General features: G+C 63.2%; 25 protein-coding genes. 17 read left to right on the forward strand and 8 right to left on the reverse strand.

The window, feature by feature from the left end; genetic code table 11:
* Window positions 1–34: 34 nt before the first annotated feature.
* The 17 genes from AN189_RS15545 (at window position 35) to AN189_RS15625 (ending at window position 15,143) form a co-directional block, all read left to right on the forward strand.
* Complete coding sequence (locus AN189_RS15545; protein ID WP_056037908.1) at window positions 35–865, forward strand: pseudouridine synthase; 831 nt, start codon at window positions 35–37, stop codon at window positions 863–865.
* A gap of 75 nt (window positions 866–940) precedes the next feature.
* Entirely contained in the window at window positions 941–1,141 is a 201-nt protein-coding gene (locus tag AN189_RS15550) for a hypothetical protein (protein ID WP_056037913.1), read from the forward strand.
* Window positions 1,141–1,995 carry a 5-bromo-4-chloroindolyl phosphate hydrolysis family protein gene (locus AN189_RS15555; RefSeq protein WP_056037915.1) on the forward strand — a complete coding sequence of 285 codons (855 nt, stop codon included), beginning with the start codon at window positions 1,141–1,143 and terminating at the stop codon, window positions 1,993–1,995. The genes AN189_RS15550 and AN189_RS15555 overlap by 1 nt, the downstream gene beginning before the upstream one ends.
* A gap of 9 nt (window positions 1,996–2,004) precedes the next feature.
* The gene (locus tag AN189_RS15560) at window positions 2,005–3,183 is read left to right on the forward strand and encodes a toxic anion resistance protein (RefSeq protein ID WP_056037917.1); all 1,179 of its coding nucleotides are present in this window, start codon (window positions 2,005–2,007) and stop codon (window positions 3,181–3,183) included.
* Window positions 3,184–4,149: a DUF2927 domain-containing protein gene (locus AN189_RS15565; RefSeq protein ID WP_056037920.1), complete on the forward strand. Its 966-nt coding sequence runs from the start codon at window positions 3,184–3,186 to the stop codon at window positions 4,147–4,149. It begins immediately after the preceding gene.
* Window positions 4,150–4,160: 11 nt separating this feature from the next.
* Window positions 4,161–5,270 carry an SPFH domain-containing protein gene (locus AN189_RS15570; RefSeq protein WP_056037923.1) on the forward strand — a complete coding sequence of 370 codons (1,110 nt, stop codon included), beginning with the start codon at window positions 4,161–4,163 and terminating at the stop codon, window positions 5,268–5,270.
* Between the two features lie 38 nt (window positions 5,271–5,308).
* Entirely contained in the window at window positions 5,309–5,902 is a 594-nt protein-coding gene (locus AN189_RS15575) for a cytochrome B (protein ID WP_253279651.1), read from the forward strand.
* Between the two features lie 60 nt (window positions 5,903–5,962).
* Window positions 5,963–7,066, forward strand: coding sequence for a TFIIB-type zinc finger domain-containing protein (locus AN189_RS15580; protein WP_056037926.1), 1,104 nt, complete (start codon window positions 5,963–5,965; stop codon window positions 7,064–7,066).
* 13 nt (window positions 7,067–7,079) lie between these two features.
* Window positions 7,080–7,985, forward strand: coding sequence for a carbohydrate kinase (locus AN189_RS15585; RefSeq protein WP_056037930.1), 906 nt, complete (start codon window positions 7,080–7,082; stop codon window positions 7,983–7,985).
* A 3-nt stretch (window positions 7,986–7,988) separates the two neighbouring features.
* Window positions 7,989–8,426 (forward strand): D-aminoacyl-tRNA deacylase, encoded by a 438-nt coding sequence (gene dtd, locus AN189_RS15590; protein ID WP_056037933.1) that lies wholly within the window; start codon window positions 7,989–7,991, stop codon window positions 8,424–8,426.
* 60 nt (window positions 8,427–8,486) lie between these two features.
* Window positions 8,487–9,650 (forward strand): alpha-hydroxy acid oxidase, encoded by a 1,164-nt coding sequence (locus tag AN189_RS15595; protein WP_056037936.1) that lies wholly within the window; start codon window positions 8,487–8,489, stop codon window positions 9,648–9,650.
* A gap of 78 nt (window positions 9,651–9,728) precedes the next feature.
* Window positions 9,729–11,603 carry an amylosucrase gene (locus tag AN189_RS15600; protein WP_056037939.1) on the forward strand — a complete coding sequence of 625 codons (1,875 nt, stop codon included), beginning with the start codon at window positions 9,729–9,731 and terminating at the stop codon, window positions 11,601–11,603.
* Window positions 11,604–11,724: 121 nt separating this feature from the next.
* Window positions 11,725–12,372 (forward strand): 50S ribosomal protein L25/general stress protein Ctc, encoded by a 648-nt coding sequence (locus tag AN189_RS15605; protein ID WP_056037943.1) that lies wholly within the window; start codon window positions 11,725–11,727, stop codon window positions 12,370–12,372.
* A gap of 99 nt (window positions 12,373–12,471) precedes the next feature.
* Window positions 12,472–13,146, forward strand: coding sequence for an aminoacyl-tRNA hydrolase (pth, locus tag AN189_RS15610; protein ID WP_056037948.1), 675 nt, complete (start codon window positions 12,472–12,474; stop codon window positions 13,144–13,146).
* Window positions 13,146–14,189, forward strand: coding sequence for a DUF2332 domain-containing protein (locus AN189_RS15615; RefSeq protein ID WP_056037952.1), 1,044 nt, complete (start codon window positions 13,146–13,148; stop codon window positions 14,187–14,189). The genes pth and AN189_RS15615 overlap by 1 nt, the downstream gene beginning before the upstream one ends.
* Window positions 14,190–14,193: 4 nt before the next feature.
* A complete protein-coding gene (locus tag AN189_RS15620) occupies window positions 14,194–14,568 on the forward strand; it encodes a DUF2237 family protein (protein ID WP_056037957.1) in 375 nt (124 codons plus the stop codon).
* Entirely contained in the window at window positions 14,565–15,143 is a 579-nt protein-coding gene (locus tag AN189_RS15625) for a DUF4893 domain-containing protein (protein WP_056037962.1), read from the forward strand. Before AN189_RS15620 ends, AN189_RS15625 begins: the two co-directional genes overlap by 4 nt.
* Here AN189_RS15625 and AN189_RS15630 read toward each other — a convergent pair.
* The 8 genes from AN189_RS15630 to rpsA all read right to left on the reverse strand — a co-directional run bounded on the left by AN189_RS15630 (window position 15,096) and on the right by rpsA (window position 21,635).
* The gene (locus AN189_RS15630) at window positions 15,096–15,638 is read right to left on the reverse strand and encodes a helix-turn-helix transcriptional regulator (protein ID WP_056037966.1); all 543 of its coding nucleotides are present in this window, start codon (window positions 15,636–15,638) and stop codon (window positions 15,096–15,098) included. The genes AN189_RS15625 and AN189_RS15630 overlap by 48 nt on opposite strands.
* Before the next feature lie 20 nt (window positions 15,639–15,658).
* Window positions 15,659–16,144 carry a hypothetical protein gene (locus tag AN189_RS19515; protein ID WP_157057523.1) on the reverse strand — a complete coding sequence of 162 codons (486 nt, stop codon included), beginning with the start codon at window positions 16,142–16,144 and terminating at the stop codon, window positions 15,659–15,661.
* Between the two features lie 86 nt (window positions 16,145–16,230).
* Window positions 16,231–16,818 (reverse strand): PepSY domain-containing protein, encoded by a 588-nt coding sequence (locus AN189_RS19225; RefSeq protein WP_056037970.1) that lies wholly within the window; start codon window positions 16,816–16,818, stop codon window positions 16,231–16,233.
* A 215-nt stretch (window positions 16,819–17,033) separates the two neighbouring features.
* A complete protein-coding gene (gene trpB / locus AN189_RS15645) occupies window positions 17,034–18,266 on the reverse strand; it encodes a tryptophan synthase subunit beta (protein ID WP_056037973.1) in 1,233 nt (410 codons plus the stop codon).
* Window positions 18,267–18,342: 76 nt separating this feature from the next.
* The gene (locus AN189_RS15650) at window positions 18,343–18,984 is read right to left on the reverse strand and encodes a phosphoribosylanthranilate isomerase (protein ID WP_056037976.1); all 642 of its coding nucleotides are present in this window, start codon (window positions 18,982–18,984) and stop codon (window positions 18,343–18,345) included.
* On the reverse strand, window positions 18,984–19,352 hold the full coding sequence (locus AN189_RS15655) for a lipopolysaccharide assembly protein LapA domain-containing protein (protein ID WP_056037980.1): 369 nt from the start codon (window positions 19,350–19,352) through the stop codon (window positions 18,984–18,986). The genes AN189_RS15650 and AN189_RS15655 overlap by 1 nt, the downstream gene beginning before the upstream one ends.
* Window positions 19,353–19,383: 31 nt before the next feature.
* Complete coding sequence (gene ihfB / locus AN189_RS15660) at window positions 19,384–19,665, reverse strand: integration host factor subunit beta (RefSeq protein ID WP_056038152.1); 282 nt, start codon at window positions 19,663–19,665, stop codon at window positions 19,384–19,386.
* A gap of 290 nt (window positions 19,666–19,955) precedes the next feature.
* Complete coding sequence (gene rpsA, locus AN189_RS15665) at window positions 19,956–21,635, reverse strand: 30S ribosomal protein S1 (RefSeq protein WP_083484450.1); 1,680 nt, start codon at window positions 21,633–21,635, stop codon at window positions 19,956–19,958.
* Window positions 21,636–21,773: the final 138 nt, after the last annotated feature.

Below are 21,773 nucleotides of genomic sequence, written 5' to 3' on the forward strand. Positions count from 1 at the left end.
GGCAAGCCCCACGGATTCGAGGTATCGCGGATGGATGACAGAGAATACTCCAGACGGCGACCGCATCGCCAAGGTCCTTTCGCGCAGCGGCGTGGCGTCGCGCCGCGAGGCCGAGCGCATGATCGAGGCCGGGCGCGTCAGCGTCAACGGCAAGACGATCACCAGCCCCGCGCTGAACGTGACCGACCGCGACCGCATCGTGGTCGACGGCAAGCCCGTGGGCAAGCCAGAGGCCCCGCGGCTGTGGCTGTATCACAAGCCCGCAGGCCTTGTGACCACGGCGAGCGACGATCAGGGTCGGGAAACGGTGTTCGACAAACTGCCAGAGGATCTGCCGCGCGTCATGAGCGTGGGCCGTCTGGACATCAATTCCGAAGGTCTGCTGCTGCTGACCAACGACGGCGGCATCAAGCGCCGGCTGGAACTGCCCAGCACCGGCTGGCTGCGCCGCTACCGCGTGCGCATCAAGGGATCGGTGTCAGAGGCGAAACTGGACGAATTGCGCGCGGGCATCACCGTCGAAGGCGTCAGCTATCAACCGATGATCGTGACCTTCGACCGCCAGCAGGGTGCAAACGCCTGGCTGACGATCAGCATCCGCGAAGGCAAGAACCGCGAGATTCGCCGCGCGATGGAGGCCGTGGGCACCATCGTGAACCGACTGATCCGTGTCAGCTATGGCCCGTTCCAACTGGGCAATCTGGCCGCCGGAGCTGTCGAAGAAGTCAAGGGGCGCGTGCTGCGCGACCAGCTGGGCATGGCCGCCCCCGAACCCGCGACCCGCGCGCGCAAACCGGTGCAGCGGCCACGCAAACCCGGCAGTGATGGTCCCAGACCGCAGCGCGGCACCCCAAAGCGCAGATAGGGTGCAAAAATCCTCGCAAATCGGCCGGCCCACCACTACCTAAGTGTCCTATGACCCTAACCGGACCGGTCGCTGATGCTGCGTATTGTCCTCATTTTGCTGCTGATTGCGGGCGCGGCCTTTGCCGTGGGGACCGTGGCGTCGGCAGTGCGCGCCATGACCAGTGATCCCCTCACGTCGGAGTCCCCGATGCCGAAACCCTTTCGCCTGATTTCTTTTGTTCTGCTGTTTCTGCTGCTGCTGGGCGTCAGCACCGGCTGGCTGGGGGCTGCCTGATGGCCCAGCGGTTCGGCGGAAAATTCAGCCCCGGTGGCGGGACCGCAGCCCCGGTGGACCGGGTGGCGGTGCATCCGGTGGGGGCGCGCGCGAACCTGATGTTCGCGCCCCCCATCGCACTGGTGTTTGCCTCGCTCAACAACGGGCCATTCGTAATGGTGACCGCATTGATCGCGGCGGGGCTGATGACGGCGGGGGCCTGGCTGCTGCGCGACGGTCTGCGGGCGCAGGCCGCCTATGATGCGCGCGAGGTGGCCCGCCGCCCCGCCCTGCCGCGCAAGATCATCGCGGCCATCCTGGCGGGGGTTGGTCTGGGCCTTGCGGCCGTGACCGGCGACACGGGCGTGGCCGGGTCCGTCGTCTACGGCATTGCCGCGACCGGCCTGCACCTGGCGGCCTTTGGCATTGATCCGCTGCGCGACAAACGCCTGTCGGGCGTCGATACGTTCCAGCAGGACCGTGTCGCCCGCGTGGTAGACGAGGCCGAGGCCTATCTGACCGACATGACCGACCAGATCGCGCGTCTGCGTGACCGCGCACTGACAGCGCGGGTGGCGGCGTTCCAGACCAGCGCGCGGCGCATGATCCGGGCCGTCGAACAGGACCCGCGCGACCTGACGGCGGCGCGCAAGTATCTGGGTGTCTATCTGCTGGGCGCACGTGATGCGACGGCGCAGTTCGCGGACCTTGCCGCGCGCGGCCCGCAACCTGCGGCGCAGGCGGATTACACCGCGCTGCTGGATGATCTGGAACAGAATTTCACCAGCCGCACCGAGAAATTGTTAGCCGACGATCGCAATGCTATGGATATCGAGATCAAGGTGCTGCGCGACCGGCTGTCGCGCGAAAGATAGGAAAAGACCATGTCAGACAACACCCGCACGGCGGCGACCGCCCGCACCTCGGACATCGAAAAAGTCACGGCCGTCGTCCTGCCGGAACCCGCAGGCGCGCTGGTGCCGCTGGAACAGGCGGACCCCGTGACCTCTGACGCGATCCGGTCGCGCATGGATGAAATCGACCTGAACGATACCGGGTCGATCGTGTCGTTCGGATCGGCCGCACAGGCCGAACTGCAGGCGATCAGCCAGTCGATGCTGGCCGGGGTGCGCAACAAGGACGTGGGTCCGGCAGGTGATTCCTTACGTGAAATCGTCAGCACGATCCGCGGTTTTTCGGTCAGCGAACTGGATGTGGGCCGCAAGCAATCATGGTGGGACCGGTTGCTGGGCCGCGCGACGCCGATGGCGAAATTCGTGGCCCGGTTCGAGGATGTGCAGACCCAGATCGACCGCGTCACCGAGGACCTGCTGCGTCACGAGACGACGCTGCTCAAGGATATCGAATCGCTCGATCAGCTCTATGAGAAAACGCTCGCCTTTTATGACGAGCTGGGCCTGTACATCACCGCAGGCGAGGCCCGTCTGGCACAGATCGACAGTGACGAAATTCCCGCCAAGGAGGCAGACGTCAAGGGCGCCCCCGACGAACAGGGTGTCATGGCCGCACAGGAATTGCGCGATCTGCGCGCCGCGCGTGACGATCTGGAACGCCGGGTGCATGACCTGAAACTGACGCGGCAGGTGACGATGCAATCGCTGCCGTCAATCCGTCTGGTGCAGGAAAACGACAAAAGCCTCGTGACCAAGATCAATTCGACGCTCGTGAACACGGTGCCGCTGTGGGAAACGCAGCTGGCGCAGGCGGTGACGATCCAGCGGTCGTCGCAAGCGGCACAGGCCGTGCGCGAGGCAAACGACCTGACCAATGAATTGCTGACCGCCAATGCCAAGAACCTGCGCGACGCCAACAAGGTGATCCGCACCGAGATGGAACGCGGCGTGTTCGATATCGAGGCCGTCAAACAGGCCAACACCGACCTGATCGCCACCATCGAGGAAAGCCTGCAGATCGCGGACGAAGGCAAGGCTCGTCGCGCCACCGCCGAAGCCGACCTGCAAAAGATGGAAGGCGATCTGAAAAACACGCTCGCCTCGGCCAGTGCCATGCGGCCCCGCGCAACCGGCGCTGCGGAGGCCTGAATGATCCCACTGCGCAATCTGGCAGCGGCGGTGGTGCTGGGTGGGCTTGGCGCCTGTGCGGCACCGGTCGAGACGGCCGCCCCCGATCAGGTTGCGCGCCCGGTCGAACGTGTGCCGCCGGTCGTGCCGGAACCCGCACCGCCTGCCCCCGCAGTCAGCCCCGAGAGCATGGCGCTGGCGACCTACTACCGGCGTTTGCAGAACGATCTGCTGGCGCAGGGGTTGTTGCGGGGCGACGGTGGCGGGGCGGATACGCCGTTCACCGATACGATGCTGGCGCGCAATTTCATCCGGATTGCGCTGTACGATGAATATGTCACCGACGGCGAGGTGCTGCGCGCGCAGGCCACGCAATCGCGCCTGCGGCGCTGGGATCAGCCGATCCGCATGAGCGTGGAATTCGGACCATCCGTCCCCGACGGTCAGCGCGCGCGCGACCGCACCGGGGTGGCGGCCTATGCGGCGCGGCTGTCGCGGGTCAGTGGCGTGCCGATCCGGATGACCGAAACCGACCCGAATTTTCACGTGCTGTTTTTGTCAGAGGACGACCGTGCCGGCTATGCGGATCGTCTGCGCCAGATCGTGCCGGGGATCGGGCCCGGCAGCCTGCGTGCGATCATGAACCTGCCGCGTGATCAGCTGTGCATCGTCATCGCGTTTTCCGAAGGCGGGTCCAGCAGCTATGCCAAGGCGGTTGCCGTGATCCGCGCCGAACACCCCGAACTGTTGCGCACGTCTTGCGTGCACGAAGAGGTGGCGCAGGGTCTGGGGCTGGCCAACGACAGCCCGCAGGCGCGCCCGTCGATTTTCAACGACGACGAGGAATTCGGGTTGCTGACGACCCATGACGAGTTGCTGCTGAAAATGCTGTATGACCCCCGTTTCACCACCGGCATGTCCATCATGGAAGCCGCCCCCATCGCCCGCCAGATCGCCACCGAATTGACTGGCAGCGGTGGCAGCTAAGGAGACCGCAGATGTCCATTTTTGATTTTCTCTCGGGTCAGTTCATTGATGTCATTCACTGGACCGACGACACCCGTGACACGATGGTGTCCCGGTTCGAACGGCAGGGTCACGAGATCAAATACGGGGCCAAGCTGACGGTCCGCGAAGGACAGGCGGCGGTGTTCGTGCACGAGGGGCAGCTGGCGGATGTGTTTACGCCCGGTCTCTACATGCTTGAAACCAACAACATGCCGATCATGACGACGCTCCAGCACTGGGACCACGGGTTCCGGTCGCCGTTCAAGTCCGAGATCTACTTCGTCAACACAACGCGGTTTACCGACCTCAAGTGGGGCACGAAAAACCCGATCATGCTGCGCGACCCGGAGTTCGGGCCGATCCGGCTGCGCGCATTCGGCACCTATACGATCAAGGTGGCGGACCCTGCGCTGTTCCTGCGCGAGATCGTGGGTACCGACGGCGATTTCACCGCCGATGAGGTGACGTTCCAGATCCGCAACATCATCGTGCAGGAGGTCAGCCGCGCGCTGGCCGCCAGCGGTATCCCCGCCCTCGACATGGCGGCGAACACCAAGGATCTGGGCGATCTGGTCGCCAAGGCGATCGACGGCACTGTGGCGCAATACGGCCTGACCATCCCAGAGCTGTACATCGAGAACATCAGCCTGCCGCCCGCGGTGGAAAAGGCGCTGGACGAACGCACCAGCCGCGGGATCGCGGGCAACCTGGACGACCACATGAAATGGAAGGCCGCAGAGGCCATGTCACAGCCCGGATCGGCCGCGGGCCAAGCGATGGGTATGGGCATGGGGGCCGGTCTGGGGATGCAGATGGGCAACATGATGCAGACGGGCCCATGGGGTGCAGCGCCCCAGCCCGCCGCCGCTGCGCCGCCACCCCCGCCCCCGCCGCCCGTCGAACACGTCTGGCACATCGCGCAGGCAGGCCAGACCAGCGGCCCGTTTTCGAAGGCCGCGATGGGACGCAAGGTGACCGAAGGCGCGCTGACGCGGGAAACCATGGTCTGGACTCAGGGCCAGGACGGCTGGATGACCGCCGAGGATACGGAACTGGCGCAATTGTTCACCGTGATGCCGCCGCCCCCACCGGGGGCGTGAGGACGAAACTTTTGCGCGACGGGCACCGTGGCTGAGGCATGAGTGTTGCACCTGATCCTAGCCCGGCCCGGCCCGACTGGCCTGCCCGCATCCGCGCGGCCATGCCGGTGCGGCGTACCTTGGTGAAATGGACGCATCTGGCGATGATCCCGATGTTCGTCTGGTTCCTGTTCGTCACCCCGGCCGTGGTGGTGCCCTTTGGTCCGGCGGCATTTCAGGCCCATTCGACGCTGGCGCTGGTGTTCGTGACCCTGACGCTGGTCTGGTATGCGGATTATCTGCGGCGCGGGTTGGTCGGACGACCCGGCCCCAAACTGTCGCCACGCGCCAAGGTCATCCACCAATGGCTGCACAAGACGCTGATCTGGGGCCTGTTTGGCGTGGCGCTGACCGGGTTTCTGCTGGGCCTGACCTCTGACAGGTTGCTCAAGGCCGGTGGTTTTCTGCCCTTTGCGCCGCCACTCGACATGAAGGCCGCGAACGAGATCATCGGCAAGATCCATATCTACGAATACTATCTGCTGGCGGTCATCGCGGTCGGGCATGCGGGGTTCCACATCTGGCGCCATGTCAAGCTGCGCGACAACGCGCTGCGCATCATGGCCCCGAAACGCTGGCACCGTTATCTGTGAATTCGCACTGGCAACGCCGGGAATTCATGCCATCTTGGCCCCCAGATGACCGGAGCCAGCATGCCCCCCGAAACCGCGCCAATCACCGCCCACCGTTTTCCCTGTGATGCCTGCGGGTCCGACCTGAGGTTCGACCCCGCCAGCGGCGATCTGGTCTGCGATCATTGCGGCAACGTGCAGGCCATCGGCAGCAGCGCCAGCCCCTTTGTGCAGGTCCGCGAACTGGATTTCGCAGCCGCCCTCAACGCGCAATTGCCCGAGGCCGAAATCGAGGAAACCCGCGTGTCGCAATGCCCCAATTGCGGGGCACAGGTCGAATTCGACCCCGATATCCACGCCACCGAATGCCCGTTCTGCGCCACCCCCGTGGTCACGGGCACAGGCACCCATCGCCACATCAAACCCCGCGGCCTGCTGCCGTTTTCCGTGGATGACAGCCAGGTGCATCAGGCGATGATGGACTGGCTGGGCGGGCTGTGGTTCGCCCCCAACGGGCTCAAGGACTACGCCCGCAAGGGCCGGCGCATGGACGGCATCTATGTCCCCTACTGGACCTTTGATGCGCAGACCCAGTCCGACTATGTCGGGCAGCGCGGCGACGATTACTTTGTCAGCAAACGCGTGATGCGCGACGGCAAGATGCAGACCGTTCAGGTACGCAAAACGCGCTGGCGGCGGGCCACGGGCCGGGTCGCACGGTTTTTCGATGATGTGCTGGTGCTGGCCTCGACGTCATTGCCCAAGACCCACACCGATGCGCTGGAACCCTGGGATCTGTCGGGGCTGGAACCCTATCAGCCTGATTATCTCGCCGGATTTCGCGCCGAGGCCTATCAGGTGGAATTGCAGGACGGCTTTGCGCAGGCGCGCAGCTACATGGATGCGATGATCCTGCGGGACGTGAAATTCGACATCGGCGGCGACCGTCAGCAGGTCTCGGACGTGCAGACCCGGATTTCGGACGTCACGTTCAAGCATATCCTGCTGCCGGTCTGGGTTGCGGCCTACAAATACAACGGCCAGTCCTACCGGTTTGTCGTGAACGGCAGGACCGGACGGGTGCAGGGCGAACGGCCCTATTCCGCGTGGAAGATCGCCTTTGCCGTGATCGTCGGGCTGGTGGTGGCGCTAACAGTCGGCTACCTATACGCGATGAACGCGTAAAAAGGACCGACCGATGATCCTCTGTTGTGGCGAAGCCCTGATCGACATGCTGCCCCGAGACACCACTGGCGGCGAGGCCGCATTCGCGCCCTATGCAGGCGGTGCGGTGTTCAATACCGCGATTGCGCTGGGACGGCTGGGATCGCAGGTGCAGTTCTTTTCGGGCCTGTCATCGGACCTGTTCGGCCAGCAATTGGTGAATGTGCTGCACGAGTCCCGCGTTGATACGGCACCCTGCCACATCAGCGACCGGCCCACGACGCTGGCCTTTGTCCGGCTGGTGGACGGCCATGCGACCTATGCGTTCTACGACGAAAACACCGCCGGTCGGATGCTGACGGCGGATGTGCTGCCGCAGGTGACGGCGGATGCGCTGTTTTTTGGCGGAATCTCGCTGGTGGTCGAACCCTGCGGCGATGCCTATCGCACCCTGATGCAGCGCAACGCGGATCAAAAGCTGATCATGATCGACCCCAACATCCGCCCCGGTTTCATCACCGATGAGGCCGCCTATCGTGCGCGGTTGGCCGATATGCTGGGCATGTCCGACATCATCAAGATCTCGGACGAGGATCTGGCGTGGTTGCAGGGCAAGACCGATCCTGCCGCCCTGCTGACAGACGGCGGCCCGCAGGTCGTCTTGTTGACGCGGGGGGCCGACGGGGTGACGATCTACACGCGCTACGGGGCCTTTGACGTTGCAGCCCAGCGCGCCGAGGTGGTCGACACCGTGGGGGCGGGTGACACGTTCAACGCCGGGTTCCTGGCTGGCCTCGACCGGGCCGGGCTGCTGTCCAAGGACGGCGTGCGCCAGGCCAGCGCCGATGACCTGCGGGCCGCAGCCACGCTGGGGGCACAGGCGGCGGCGATCACGGTCAGCCGCGCGGGTGCGAACCCGCCCTGGTCACACGAACTTTGATCCATGCGCGCACTGATCCAACGGGTAAGCGAGGCGGCGGTCCGCGTTGACGGTGACGTGATCGGGGCCACAGGTCCGGGCCTGCTGATCCTGATCTGCGCGATGGAAGGCGACACGCCCGACGCGCCGGACCGGATGGCGGCCAAGATCGCGAAACTGCGCATCTTCAAGGATGACACGGGCAAGATGAACCGGTCCTTGCTGGACACCGGCGGGTCTGCCCTGATCGTCAGCCAGTTCACGCTTGCCGGCGACACCAGCCGTGGCAACAGGCCCGGATTTTCAACCGCGGCGCGCCCCGATGCGGGCCGGGCTGCCTATCTGCGTTTCATCGATGCCGTGCAGGCCCTGGGCATTCCCACCGCGACCGGCACATTCGGCGCGGACATGGCGGTCAGCCTGACCAACGACGGTCCCGTCACGCTGTGGATCGATCTCTGACGCGGATTGCAAACCGCCCGGACACGCCCTTAGACTGCAACGGAATATCTGGGGGGCCACATGACGACAATCACGACAATCGACGACCTCAAGGCGATCTACAAACGTCGTGTGCCGCGCATGTTCTACGACTACACCGAAAGCGGCAGCTGGACCGAACAGACGTTCCGCGACAACACGTCGGATTTCGACCTGATCCGCCTGCGTCAGCGCATTGCCGTGGACATGTCGGACCGCAGGCTGTCCAGCACCATGGCAGGCCAGGAGGTGGCGATGCCGGTGGCCCTGGCCCCCGTCGGGTTTACCGGCATGCAATCGGCCGACGGTGAAATCAAGGCCGCCCGCGCGGCAGAAGCCTTTGGCGTGCCCTATACCCTGTCCACCATGTCGATCTGTTCGATCGAGGATGTTGCAGCCCACACCAGCGAACCGTTCTGGTTCCAGCTCTATGTCATGCGCGACGAGGAATTCGTCGACAACATCATCGCGCGGGCGAAAAATGCGGGCGTATCCGCGCTGGTGCTGACGCTGGACCTGCAGGTGCTGGGCCAACGGCACAAGGACCTGAAAAACGGTTTGTCCGCGCCGCCGAAACTGACGCCTTCCACGATCGCCAATCTGGCGACGAAATGGCGCTGGGGGTTCGAGATGCTGCAAACCAGACGGCACAGTTTCGGCAATATCGTGGGCCATGCGAAAAACGTCGAAAACATGGGGTCGCTGTCGTCCTGGACGGCGGAACAATTCGACCCCAAGCTTGACTGGGACACCATTGCCCGGCTCAAGGAAAAATGGGGCGGCAAACTGATCCTCAAGGGTATTCTGGACCCCGACGACGCCGTGCGGGCCGCCGATCTGGGCTGTGACGCCATCGTTGTCAGCAACCACGGCGGTCGCCAGCTGGACGGGGCCCTGTCGTCGATCCGCATGTTGCCCAGCATCCTGGCGGCCGTCGGCGACCGGGTCGAGGTCTGGCTCGACAGCGGCATCCGGTCCGGTCAGGACGTGCTCAAGGCGCGGGCGATGGGGGCGCATGGCGTGATGATCGGGCGGGCCTACATCTATGGTCTGGGTGCCATGGGTCAGGCCGGTGTGACCAAATCCCTCGAGGTCATCATGCGCGAACTCGACCTGACCATGGCGCTGTGCGGCAAGCGCGACATCAACACGGTCGATCGCGATATCCTGCTGATCCCCAAGGATTTCGAGGGCGAGTGGGCCTAGCATCATCTTGCCAGAAATACTCCCGCCGGAGGCATCCGTCACCGGCCAACATCACACCACCCCGAACGGAGCGTCCCCATGTCAGCCACACCGCGTCGCGGCGTCACGAATGACGAAATCTTTGCGCTGCGCTGGGACCGTGGTCAGCGAGACCTGATCGGGCCGCTGCACCGGCTTTACGGTGGCGATACGCTGGCGTTGATGGACCGCCTGCGGGATCTGCTGAAAAAACACTGGCGCGCCCGGCCCGGCGATCTGCGCCGTCTGGATCTGGTGCGCGATCTGAACCCCGACTGGTTCCTGTCCGAGGACATGGTCGCCTATGTGTTCTACATCGACCGGTTTGCGGGTGATCTGAAACACCTGCCGTCGCGGATTCCCTACCTGCAGGACATGGGTGTCACCTATGCCCATATGATGCCATGCCTGATGCCGCGCCCCGGTGCCAATGACGGCGGCTATGCGGTCATGGATTACACCGCGATCAATCCAGACCTCGGCACGATGGCGGATTTCCAGCAGTCGAACCTGCAACTGCGCGCCGCGGGCATCAGTCCCGTCATCGACATGGTGCTGAACCACACCGCCAAGGAACACGCATGGGCCGCCCGGGCGCGGGCGGGTGATCCGTTCTATCAGGCGTTCTACCGGATGTTCGATGATGACACCCTGCCGAAACAATACGAGGAAACACTGGTCGAAATCTTTCCCGATCAGGCCCCCGGAAATTTCACCTATTACGACGATATGGGCAAATGGGTCTGGACGACCTTCAACGAATACCAGTGGGACCTGAACTGGGAAAACCCGGAGGTGTTTCTGGCTGTCCTCGACACGATCCTGTTTCTCGCCAACCGCGGGGTCGAGGTGTTCCGGCTGGATGCGGTGGCGTTCATGTGGAAACAGATGGGCACGTCCTGCCAGAACCTGCCCCAGGTGCACGACATCCTGCAGGCGCTGACGCAGGCCACGCGCGTCTGCGCACCAGCCGTCATCCACAAGGCCGAGGCCATCGTCGGACCGCAGGATCTGGTGCCCTATCTGGGCACCGGCAGTCACGCGGGCCGCGAGAGCCAGCTTGCCTATCACAACAATCTGATGGTGCAATTCTGGTCCACATTGGCCAGCGGCGACAGCCGGCTGATAACATACGTGTTGAAAACGCATTTCCCCGAAAGTTTTCGACGTGCGTCATTCGCCCCCTATATCCGCTGCCATGACGACATCGGCTGGGCGATCACGCCAGAGGACACGGTGCATATCCCCCATATGGACGCCAAGGCGCACCGCAATTTCCTGTCCGATTTCTACAACGGCAGTCACCCCGGCAGTTTCGCGCGCGGGGCCGATTTCCAGGTGAACGCGGAAACCGGCGACCGGCGCACCAACGGCACCTTTGCCAGCCTCGCGGGGCTGGAGGCCGCGTCGACCCCGGCCGAGGTCGACACGGCGATCGCCCGCATCAAACTGGGCCATGCGCTGATTGCCAGCTATGGCGGGATTCCCCTGATCTACATGGGCGATGAAATCGGGATGCTGAACGATCATTCCTATCTGGACGATCCCGCCCGCGCTGACGACGGCCGCTGGATGCAGCGCCCCATGATGGATTGGGACGCCGCGGCGCAAACCGATGGGCCATCCGCCCGGATCAGGGCGGATCTGCGCCACATCATCCAGACCCGCAAGGCCACGCCGCAATTCGCAGGCACGGTGCCGACACGGGTGCTGGATACCGGACATCGCGCCCTGTTCGTCTATCAGCGCCTGGGCGATGACCGCGAGGTGACATGCATCGTCAATTTCACCGGTGACACGCAAAACCTCTGGGCCGAGGATGCGATGCTGCGTGACCTGCCCCATGCCGATTTGCTGACCGGAACACCGCTGACGCCGACCCACGGGCAAATCACGCTGGCCCCCTATCAGTCGATGTGGCTGCGACCGGTCTGAAACCCACGCTGGCTGTGCAGAATCCACCTTTTCAAGCGGGACGCGACATCCTATAGGGGCGGCTCACCCGGCGCCATGCACCCTTGGAGGATGGCGCCCCTTTATTATTTGGAGATACCACATGGCTGACAAGATCCCTGATCTGCACGCCGAGGTTCGCGCGGGGACAGGCAAGGGGGCCGCCCGCCAAGCTCGTCGCGACGGACAAGTTCCCGGAATCGTTTATGGTGGCGGCGCTGACCCGTTGTCGATCAACCTCGATTTCAACAAGCTGCTGACGCGCCTGCGCAAGGGCCGTTTCATGTCCACGCTGTTCAACCTCAAGGTTGAAGGCCACGACGACGTCCGCGTCATCTGCCGCGGTGTCCAGCGCCATGTGGTCAAGGATCTGCCGATCCACATCGACCTGATGCGCCTCAAGCGCACCAGCCGCGTCAACATCTTTATTCCGGTCACCTTCCTGAACGAAGACACCAGCCGCGGCCTGAAGGCTGGCGGTGTGCTGGGCGTGGTCCGCAACGAAGTCGAGATGAACGTGCTGGCCGGTGATATCCCCGACGAGCTGACGGTCGATCTGGCTGACGCACAGATCGGTGACACCATCCACTTTAGCGATCTGACCGTCCCCGAGGGCGCAAACCCGGTCATCAGCGACCGCGATTTCGTCATCGCAACCATCAGCGCACCGCGCGCGCTGGCCGCCGATGACGGCGACGACGATGTCGCAGCGGACGAGGTCCCCGCGACCGAAATGGGCGACGCTGAATAAGCAAGCCTGCTGAAGCAGTCTGAAACGGGGCCCATTGCGGGCCCCGTTTTGCATTTGACGCCTCTTTTCGTTTCTGCACACGACACCTATGGTGACCCCATGAAACTGATCACCGGCCTTGGCAATCCTGGCGCGCAATACGCGGGCCATCGACACAACATCGGCTTTATGGCGCTGGACCGTATTGCTGACGATCACGGGTTTTCGCCCTGGCGGTCGAAATTCAACGGGCTGGTGTCCGAAGGACGGTTCGGACCCGACAAGGTCGTGCTGCTGAAACCGCAGACCTTCATGAACGATTCAGGCCGGTCCGTGCAGGCCGCAAGCGCGTTCCACAAGATCGACGTGGCCGATGTGATCGTGTTCCACGACGAACTGGACCTGGCCCCCGGCAAGGTGCGGCTGAAAACCGGTGGCGGTCACGCAGGGCACAACGGGTTGCGGTCGATCCACGCGCATCTGTCGCCCGAATACGACCGCGTGCGGTTGGGGATCGGCCATCCCGGCCACAAGGACCGGGTGGCCGGATACGTGCTGCATGATTTCGCCAAGGCCGATCAGGACTGGCTGGACGACGTGCTGCGCGGCATTTCCGACGGTATCGCAGAGCTGGTTGCAGGCCACGGCGACCGGTTCCTGAACGCGATCGCACAGCGGGTGGCCCCGCCGCGATCCTCGACCACGGCACCCAAACCGAAACCCGCCCCGACACCACCGGATAACGCCGAGGACACCCGCAGCGCGATGCAAAAGCTGATGGACCGTTTCAAGTGATGCCTGCGCGCATCAGGGAGGCCTTTGTCACACAGGCCGCCCATTGCGCAGCACTTGGGTCACCTTTCATGGAACGGTTGTGCGGGCTGCTGGCGGTGCGCGACTGGCCCGAGGGTGACATCCGGGATCGCATTTTCGATTGGCCGGGCGATCCGTCGAGCGGCGGGAGTTCCGTACCATTGCGATTGGCCGGGGCGTTGCATGCGCTGAAACTGACCGGCGATCCGGTGCTGACACCCGCCTACCCGCCGCATCAGGTCAGCGATGACGCATTATGGGATGCGGTCTGCGCCAGTCTGGTGGGTCAGGCGACGTTTATTGACGATTTCATCGACAGCCCGCCACAGACAAACGAGGTGCGCCGCGCGGCTGCGATCATTGCCGCCGCCCATTACGTCGGTGCGTTGCACCCCCTCCCCCTGCGGGTGTCGGAACTGGGGGCCAGCGGCGGGTTGAACCTGATGTTCGACCGCTTTGCGCTGGCCTTGCCCGGGGCGACCCTTGGACCACCGGCGCCCGCGCTGACGCTGACCCCGGATTGGTCAGGGGCCTTGCCGCCGCTGGATGCGCCGCAGGTGGTGGCGCGCGGCGGCGTCGATCTGCGCCCCGTTGATCCGCACACAAGCGCGGGATCAGCGCGGTTGCAGGCCTACCTCTGGGCGGACCAGCCCGACCGGTTGACGCTGACGCAGGCTGCGATTGTCGCAGCGGGCCCCGCCCCGGCGCAGGGGGATGCAATCGACTGGCTGGCCCCACGACTGGCCCATGTGCCGGGACAGACGCATCTGATCTATCACACGATTGCCTGGCAGTATTTTCCCACGCCCGTGCAGGATCGTGGCCGGTCCCTGATCGAGGCCGCTGGCGCGCTGGCGACGCAACACAACCCGCTGGCCTGGGTCGCGATGGAGGCCGACACCAACGCAGGCGGTGCCGCGCTGACATTGCGGCTGTGGCCCGGTGAGCTGACCATTCCGCTGGGCCGCGTCGATTTTCACGGGCGCTGGATCGACTGGACGGCACCGGTGCCTGTGCTACTTTAATCCCATGCAAAAAGATCCCTCATTCAACGTCCTTGGTGGCCCACTTGCGCCCTGTTCAACCGACCCCATGACCGGATTTTTCCGCACCGGGTCCTGCGATACCTGTGCGCAGGATCAGGGCAGCCACACCGTCTGTGCTGTGCTGACGGCGGAATTTCTGGCCTATTCGAAATATGTCGGCAACGATCTGTCCACGCCGCGCCCGGAATACGGGTTTCCGGGGCTGAAACCCGGCGACAGCTGGTGTCTTTGTGCGGGACGGTTCATGCAGGCCCACGCCGAAGGCTGCGCGCCACAGGTCGATCTGGCCGCAACCCACGTCCGGGCGACCGAAATCGTTCCGGTGGACGTGCTGCGTTTGTACGACAAGGACGCATGATGCTGCGGAATGCGGTCTGCCTTGCGCTGCTGGCCTCGCCCCTTGCGGCACAGGACATGGTACGCCCTGCCGATCAGGTGCGGCTGGACGCGCTGGATGCGGCCGCAGGATCAGCACTGCTGACGGCACTGGCGGGCGGCGGGCGCGGCGACGTGGACCTGCTGCAAGAGGTGATGGAAGGTGCGCCACTGGCCCCGATCCAGACCACATTGCCCGGTGACTGGCAGTGCCGCACGCTGAAACTGGGCGGTGATGCCGCATTGGTCGTCTATGCGCCATTCGATTGCACGATCACGGCTGACGGCGACGGTTTCATCCTGACCAAGACCACGGGATCGCAACGCCTGACGGGGCGCATCACACTGGCACCCGAGGGCATGGTGCTGACCGCGACAGGCCATGTCGCAGAGGTCGCACCGGTTCCCTATGCCGATCTGGCGGATGATTTCGAAACCGACGGCACCCTGTGGCCCATCGTGGGGCGTGTGGAACAACCCGCGCCCGACCGCGCGCGCATCCTGATGCCATTACCCGCGCTCGAGTCCGAGTTCGACGTGCTCTCCTTGCGGCGGTGACGGCGCGGCGGTGCCCAGCGGCCCGGACATCAGGTCGTCGATAAACAGGCTCAGCAGCTGGGGCCGCCCGCTGACCCCGGCCTTGCGATAGATCGCGTTGGTCTGTGCCTTCACCGTGCCCTCGCTGGTCTGGCGCAGGGTAGCGATTTCATTGGTGGACATGCCCTTGATCGCGAACAGCGCCACGTCGCGTTCCGCCGGGGTCAGTCCCCAATCGGCAAAACGATCCTCGAGCAATTCCATGAAGGCCCCCGATGCGATGCGCAACTGATCCTCGATCCGGTGGGTGCGCTGCATGACCCGCACGAACACGACGGCCCCCAGAACAACCCCCAAGAGCAAGCCCACGGCCGCACCCAGTTCGATCAGTTCGTGCACCATCCATGTGAACGCGAACAAACCCGTCACCGTCGAGATGATGTTGATGACGAAAAGCACAGCGCTGATGGCCTGAAAGACCACCACTGCGAAAATCAGGATGCTGCGCTTTTTCATCGGCTCATGCGGGTCCGGTTTCAGTCGTCATCATCGTCGTCATCATCGTCGTCATCGCCACCACGGCCCCGTCCCCGACCGCGTCCCCGTCCCTTGTCGTCATCGTCATCGTCATCGTCACGGTCGGCAGATCGTTTGCGGTCGTCGTCGCGGTCGTCAGATCGTTTGCGATCATCATCACGGTCGTCGTCGCGATCCCGGTCATCATCGTCATCGTCGCGGTCCCGGTTGGAAAAGGGCTGTGCGACGCGCGGCACGGTGGTCCCGCTTGACCGGCGGGTCCAGCTGTCACGCAGGATTTCACCCGTCGCGGGGTTAAAGATCATTTCACGGTCCAGCGTCGGCGACAGCGCCCGCAACTGGACGCGGCCCAGCAGGGTCCTGTTCATCTCGATCTGGGTGAACCCCTGTGCCCGAAGCTGCGTGACGATCTGATCCTCGACCGATTGCGCCGACACCCATGCGGGGGCGCAGATCAGGGCCAGTATGAGCAGCAGTCGTTTCATTGCGGCATTTCCAATCATCATGCGCCCCCGCAACGGGACGGGGGCGCTTTCAACTCTATCGTTCCGGCTGATCCTGTGAAGGAAAATCAGTCGTCATCATCGTCGTCGTCGTCGCGGTCGCGGCGGTCGTCGTCGCGGTCACGGCGGTCGTCGTCGCGGTCGCGTTTCTTGCGATCATCATCGTCGTCATCGTCATCACGCCCGCCACGACCACGGCCACGGCCCCGGTCATCATCATCGTCATCGTCATGGGCCCCATCACGACCGCCACGGCCGCGACCGCGCCCGCGGTCATCATCGTCGTCATCGTCGGACATCCGGCGCCCATTGCCGCCCAGACCACGATCATCATCGTCGTTGTTGCGGGCCGACACGAAATCACGGCGTTCGTCGCGCACTTCGATGCCCGTAGCGTTCCGGTCGCGGCTGTCCGCGACGTTGACCTCTTGCTTGAGGATGGCGCCCGTGCGCTTGTCATAGACCACTTCCAGCTCTCGGTTGCCGCGGATGGCTTCGACCTTGACCTGGCTGATGCCGTTCTTGACCTCGATCCGGCTGTAGCCCTGATCGCGCAGCGACGAGATCACCTGATCGGAAATGGATTGCGCCATGGCCGTCGATCCGACCGTTGTCGTTCCCAACGCCAGAACCGCCGTCATCCAAAAATGTTTCATGTCTTGTTCCTTTCACCAGTCTGCACGTCCCGTCATGGTGACGTGTCTGGTGACGACAAAGACCCACATCGGCCACCCCCTGCTATTCGCACGGGGTTTAGGAGCCGTGCCATAAACCATCAGTCGAGGACACTAAACTTTGGTTTAGGCGGTCTGAAACGACAAACGCCGCCCGGTTGGGGGCGGCGTTTGCGCGTCTTTTCAGGGTGTTGGGGTCAGCCCGGGACCTTCATCTCGAAACCAAGGTGTTTGGCCACGGTAAAGATATCCTTGTCGCCGCGACCGCACATATTCATCACCAGCAGGTGGTCCTTTGGCAGCGTAGGCGCGATTTTCATCACATGGGCCAGCGCGTGGGAGGGTTCGAGCGCGGGAATGATTCCCTCCAGCGCGCAGGACAGCTGGAACGCCTCAAGCGCCTCTTTGTCCGTGATCGACACATATTGCGCGCGACCGATATCGTGCAGCCAGGCGTGTTCGGGGCCAATGCCGGGATAATCGAGACCCGCCGAGATGCTGAACCCTTCGAGGATCTGGCCGTCGTCGTCCTGCAACAGGTAGGTGCGGTTGCCATGCAGCACGCCGGGACGCCCGCCGGTCAGCGAGGCGCAGTGTTCCATTTTCTGATCGACACCCTTGCCGCCGGCCTCGACCCCGATGATGTTGACGTCCTTATCGTCAAGGAACGGGTAGAACAGGCCCATGGCGTTGGACCCGCCGCCGATGGCCGCGATCAGCGTGTCGGGCAGGCGCCCCTCGGCCGCCTGCATCTGTTCGCGGGTTTCCTTGCCGATGATCGACTGGAAATCGCGGACCATCGCAGGATAGGGGTGCGGCCCGGCCACGGTGCCGATGCAATAGAATGTGTCGCGCACGTTGGTCACCCAATCGCGCAGCGCGTCGTTCATCGCGTCCTTGAGCGTGCCACGGCCAGAGGTGACGGGCACGACCTCTGCGCCCAAAAGGCGCATCCGGAACACATTGGGGGCCTGACGTTCCACGTCATGCGCGCCCATGTAGACAACGCATTTCAGTCCGAATTTCGCACAGACCGTCGCCGTGGCGACCCCGTGCTGGCCCGCGCCGGTTTCGGCGATGATGCGCGATTTGCCCATGCGACGTGCGAGGATGATCTGACCCAACACGTTGTTGATCTTGTGCGCGCCGGTGTGGTTCAGCTCGTCACGCTTGAGATAGATCTTGGCGCCGCCCAGATGGTCCGTCAGACGTTCTGCAAAATACAGCGGGCTGGGGCGGCCCACGTAATGCGTCCACAGATCGTGCATTTCGGCCCAGAAACTGTCGTCAGTCTTGGCGTTTTCATACTGTTCCTCGAGTTCGAGGATCAGCGGCATCAGCGTTTCAGACACGAAACGCCCTCCAAATTCGCCAAAGCGGCCCTTTTCGTCAGGGCCGTTCATGAAGCTGTTGAAAAGATCGTCCGGCATGGGCCCATCCTTGCGTAAAATTGCCTGTCAGCAGTATCGCCCCCGCGCCCCATGGGCAAGCGGTCGCAGTGTCGCGTCAAATGCCACGCACCGCCGCGCAAAAGTCGCGTATGGCGTCGGGGTTCTTGACCCCGGGTGCACGTTCGACGCCCGATGACACATCCACCATCGGCGCGCCGGTCTGGCGGATCGCGTCAGCCACGTTGGACGGGCGCAAACCGCCCGCCAGCATCCAGGGCACCGTCCAGTTGACGCAGCCCAACACCGACCAGTCGAAGGTGTGGCCGTTGCCGCCGGGCAGGTCCGCATCCTTGGGGGCCTTGGCGTCCACGAGGATCTGTTCGCAGACAGCCATGTATTCATCGAGCCCGGCAAGGTCATCCGCCGTGGCCACGCCGATGGCCTTCATCACGGGCAGGCCGCTGCGGGCGCGGATGTCGGCCACGCGTTCAGGTGTTTCCGATCCATGCAGTTGCAGCATGTCCAGCGGCACCCGGGCCAGCAGATCATCAAGGGCTGCGTCATCCATGTTGACCACCAGCCCGACCTTGCGCACGCCCAAGGGCACTGTCAGGGCCAGTTCGGCGGCCGCGTCCAAGTCAAGATTGCGGGGCGATTTCGGGAAAAACACCAGTCCGATATCATCAGCACCGCAGGCCACGGCGGCAGCGACGTCCTGCGCGGTGCGCAGGCCGCATATCTTGATTCTGGTCGCCATCAGCCTGCTTTTTTGCGGGGTGCATCCAGCAGCGCGATGACGTCATCGCCCTGTTCGGGATGACCGGTTGTCATGCGCAGGTCGGCCACTTCCTTGCGCAGGCGTGTCAGTTCCTTTTCCTTGGCGCGGGCGTCAAGGCGTTCGGGATATTCGCGGATCCATTCCCAGATCAGTCCGACCAGCAGGCCGATCCCGGCGGCCAGAAAGATCACGACGAACAGGGGCAGCGTGATGTTGGGGGAAATGCCCAGCAGGTCGGCAAAGGGCGTCGGCATGGCCTGAAGCGTCGTGGCATCACGATTGGCCAGACCAACGAGGATCAGCACGACGGCAACGATCGCCCAAAAGACGTATTTCAGTGTTTTCATCGTGTCGGTCCCTTTGATTTTCGCCCGAGGGTCAGGCCCCGTTCAGGCGGTCACGCAGCAGTTTGCCTGTCTTGAAGAATGGCACATGCTTCTCTGAGACTTCAACCGCTTCTCCGGTGCGTGGGTTCCGTCCAATACGACCATCACGCTTTTTCACCGAGAACGCGCCGAAACCGCGCAGTTCCACCCGTTCGCCCCGCACGAGGGCATCGGTGATCTGATCAAAGATGGTGGTGACAATTCGTTCGACGTCGCGCTGATAGAGATGAGGGTTTTCATCGGCAATTTTCTGAATCAGCTCCGAACGGATCATCATGTCCTCCACAACATATTATGAACGCCAGAGCAGACTGACGCCGCGGTTGGCGCAACCCTATTACTTTCGTCTGTCTCAAGGGAACAGTTCACACGCATTCAGGTGCCGAAAATCGCCGCTGTGCACGGTTTGGGCACAGTTCGGGGGTGAGTTGTCTCGGAATATGAAACAAACAGAGGGGTTTGGGCGAAAATTGGCGCAAACCGGCAAAGCGATTCGCCGCTGAAACGAAAACGGCCCCGCCAGATGTTTCTGGCGGGGCCGCGTGTCAGTCGATCAAATCTGGATCAATCGTCGCCCTTGAGCGCCGCACCCAGGATGTCGCCCAGCGATGCGCCAGAGTCGGAAGAACCATACTGTTCGACGGCTTCTTTTTCTTCTGCGATCTCGCGGGCCTTGATGGACAGACCCAGCTTGCGGGTCTTGGAGTCGATGTTGGTCACGCGCACGTCAACCTTGTCACCGACGCCGAAACGCTCGGGGCGCTGTTCGGCACGGTCACGCGACAGGTCGGAACGACGGATGAAGGATTTCATGCCTTCATAGTCGACCTCGATGCCGCCGTCTTCGATCTTGGTCACCTCGACGGTGATGATCGAACCGCGCTTGGTGCCGCCGATGGTTTCAGCAAAGGGATCGCCTTCCATCGCCTTGATCGAGAGCGAAATGCGCTCTTTCTCGACGTCGACTTCTGCAACCTTGGCCTTGACCATGTCGCCCTTGCGGAAATCGCCGATGACGTCTTCGCCACGGCCATCCCATGTCAGGTCAGACAGGTGGACCATGCCGTCGATGTCGCCCTCGAGGCCAACGAACAGACCGAATTCGGTGATGTTCTTGACTTCGCCTTCGACTTCGGTGCCCTCGGGGTGCGTTTCAGCAAACACTTCCCACGGGTTGCGCTGCGTCTGCTTCAGACCCAGGGACACGCGACGCTTGGCGCTGTCGATTTCCAGCACCATGACTTCGACTTCCTGAGAGGTCGAAACGATCTTGCCGGGGTGCACGTTCTTCTTGGTCCAGGACATCTCGGAGACGTGGACCAGACCTTCGACGCCGGGCTCGAGTTCAACGAATGCACCGTAGTCGGTGATGTTGGTCACGCGGCCGGTGTGGACGGATTCCAGCGAGTATTTCGCCTCGACCGCATCCCAAGGATCGTCCTGAAGCTGCTTCATGCCGAGGCTGATGCGGTGGGTTTCCTTGTTGATCTTGATGACCTGCACCTTGATCGTCTCGCCGATCGTCAGGATCTCGGACGGGTGGTTCACACGGCGCCACGCCATGTCGGTCACGTGCAGCAGGCCGTCAACACCGCCCAGGTCAACGAACGCACCGTATTCGGTGATGTTCTTGACGACGCCGTCGACTTCCTGGCCTTCGTGCAGGTTGCCGATGACTTCGGCGCGCTGCTCGGCACGGGATTCTTCGAGGATGGCACGACGGGACACAACGATGTTGCCACGGCGACGGTCCATTTTCAGGATCTGGAACGGCTGCTTCAGACCCATCAGCGGGCCGGCGTCGCGCACGGGGCGCACGTCAACCTGGCTACCGGGCAGGAACGCAACAGCGCCACCCAGATCGACGGTGAAACCGCCTTTGACGCGGCCAAAGATGGCACCATCGACGCGCAGTTCGTCGGCATATGCCTTTTCCAGACGGTCCCAGGCTTCTTCGCGGCGGGCCATTTCGCGGCTGATGACGGCTTCGCCACGCGCGTTTTCGACCTGACGCAGGAACACTTCAACCTCGTCACCGACGGACAGGTTGGGCTCTTCACCGGGTTCTGCAAATTCCTTGAGATCGATGCGGCCTTCCATCTTGTAGCCGACGTCGATGATGGCCTGGCCTGCTTCGATTGCGATGACCTTGCCTTTGACGACCGAACCCTCGGAGGGGGTGTCGATCTCGAAGCTCTCGTTCAACAGGGCTTCGAATTCTTCCATGCTTGTGTTGCTTGCCATGTGGCGTTTGTTTCCTAATCTGACGTTTTATACGGGCCGTGCGGTTGTCTCCGCCGGTCTTTGGGTTGCAGTTGGCCGGACACCGATACGAACATAAAACAACAGGGCCGGTACAATACCGACCCTGCTCGAGTCTCA

Origin of the sequence: Loktanella sp. 3ANDIMAR09, assembly GCF_001420005.1 — a bacterium.
GTDB lineage: Bacteria > Pseudomonadota > Alphaproteobacteria > Rhodobacterales > Rhodobacteraceae > Loktanella.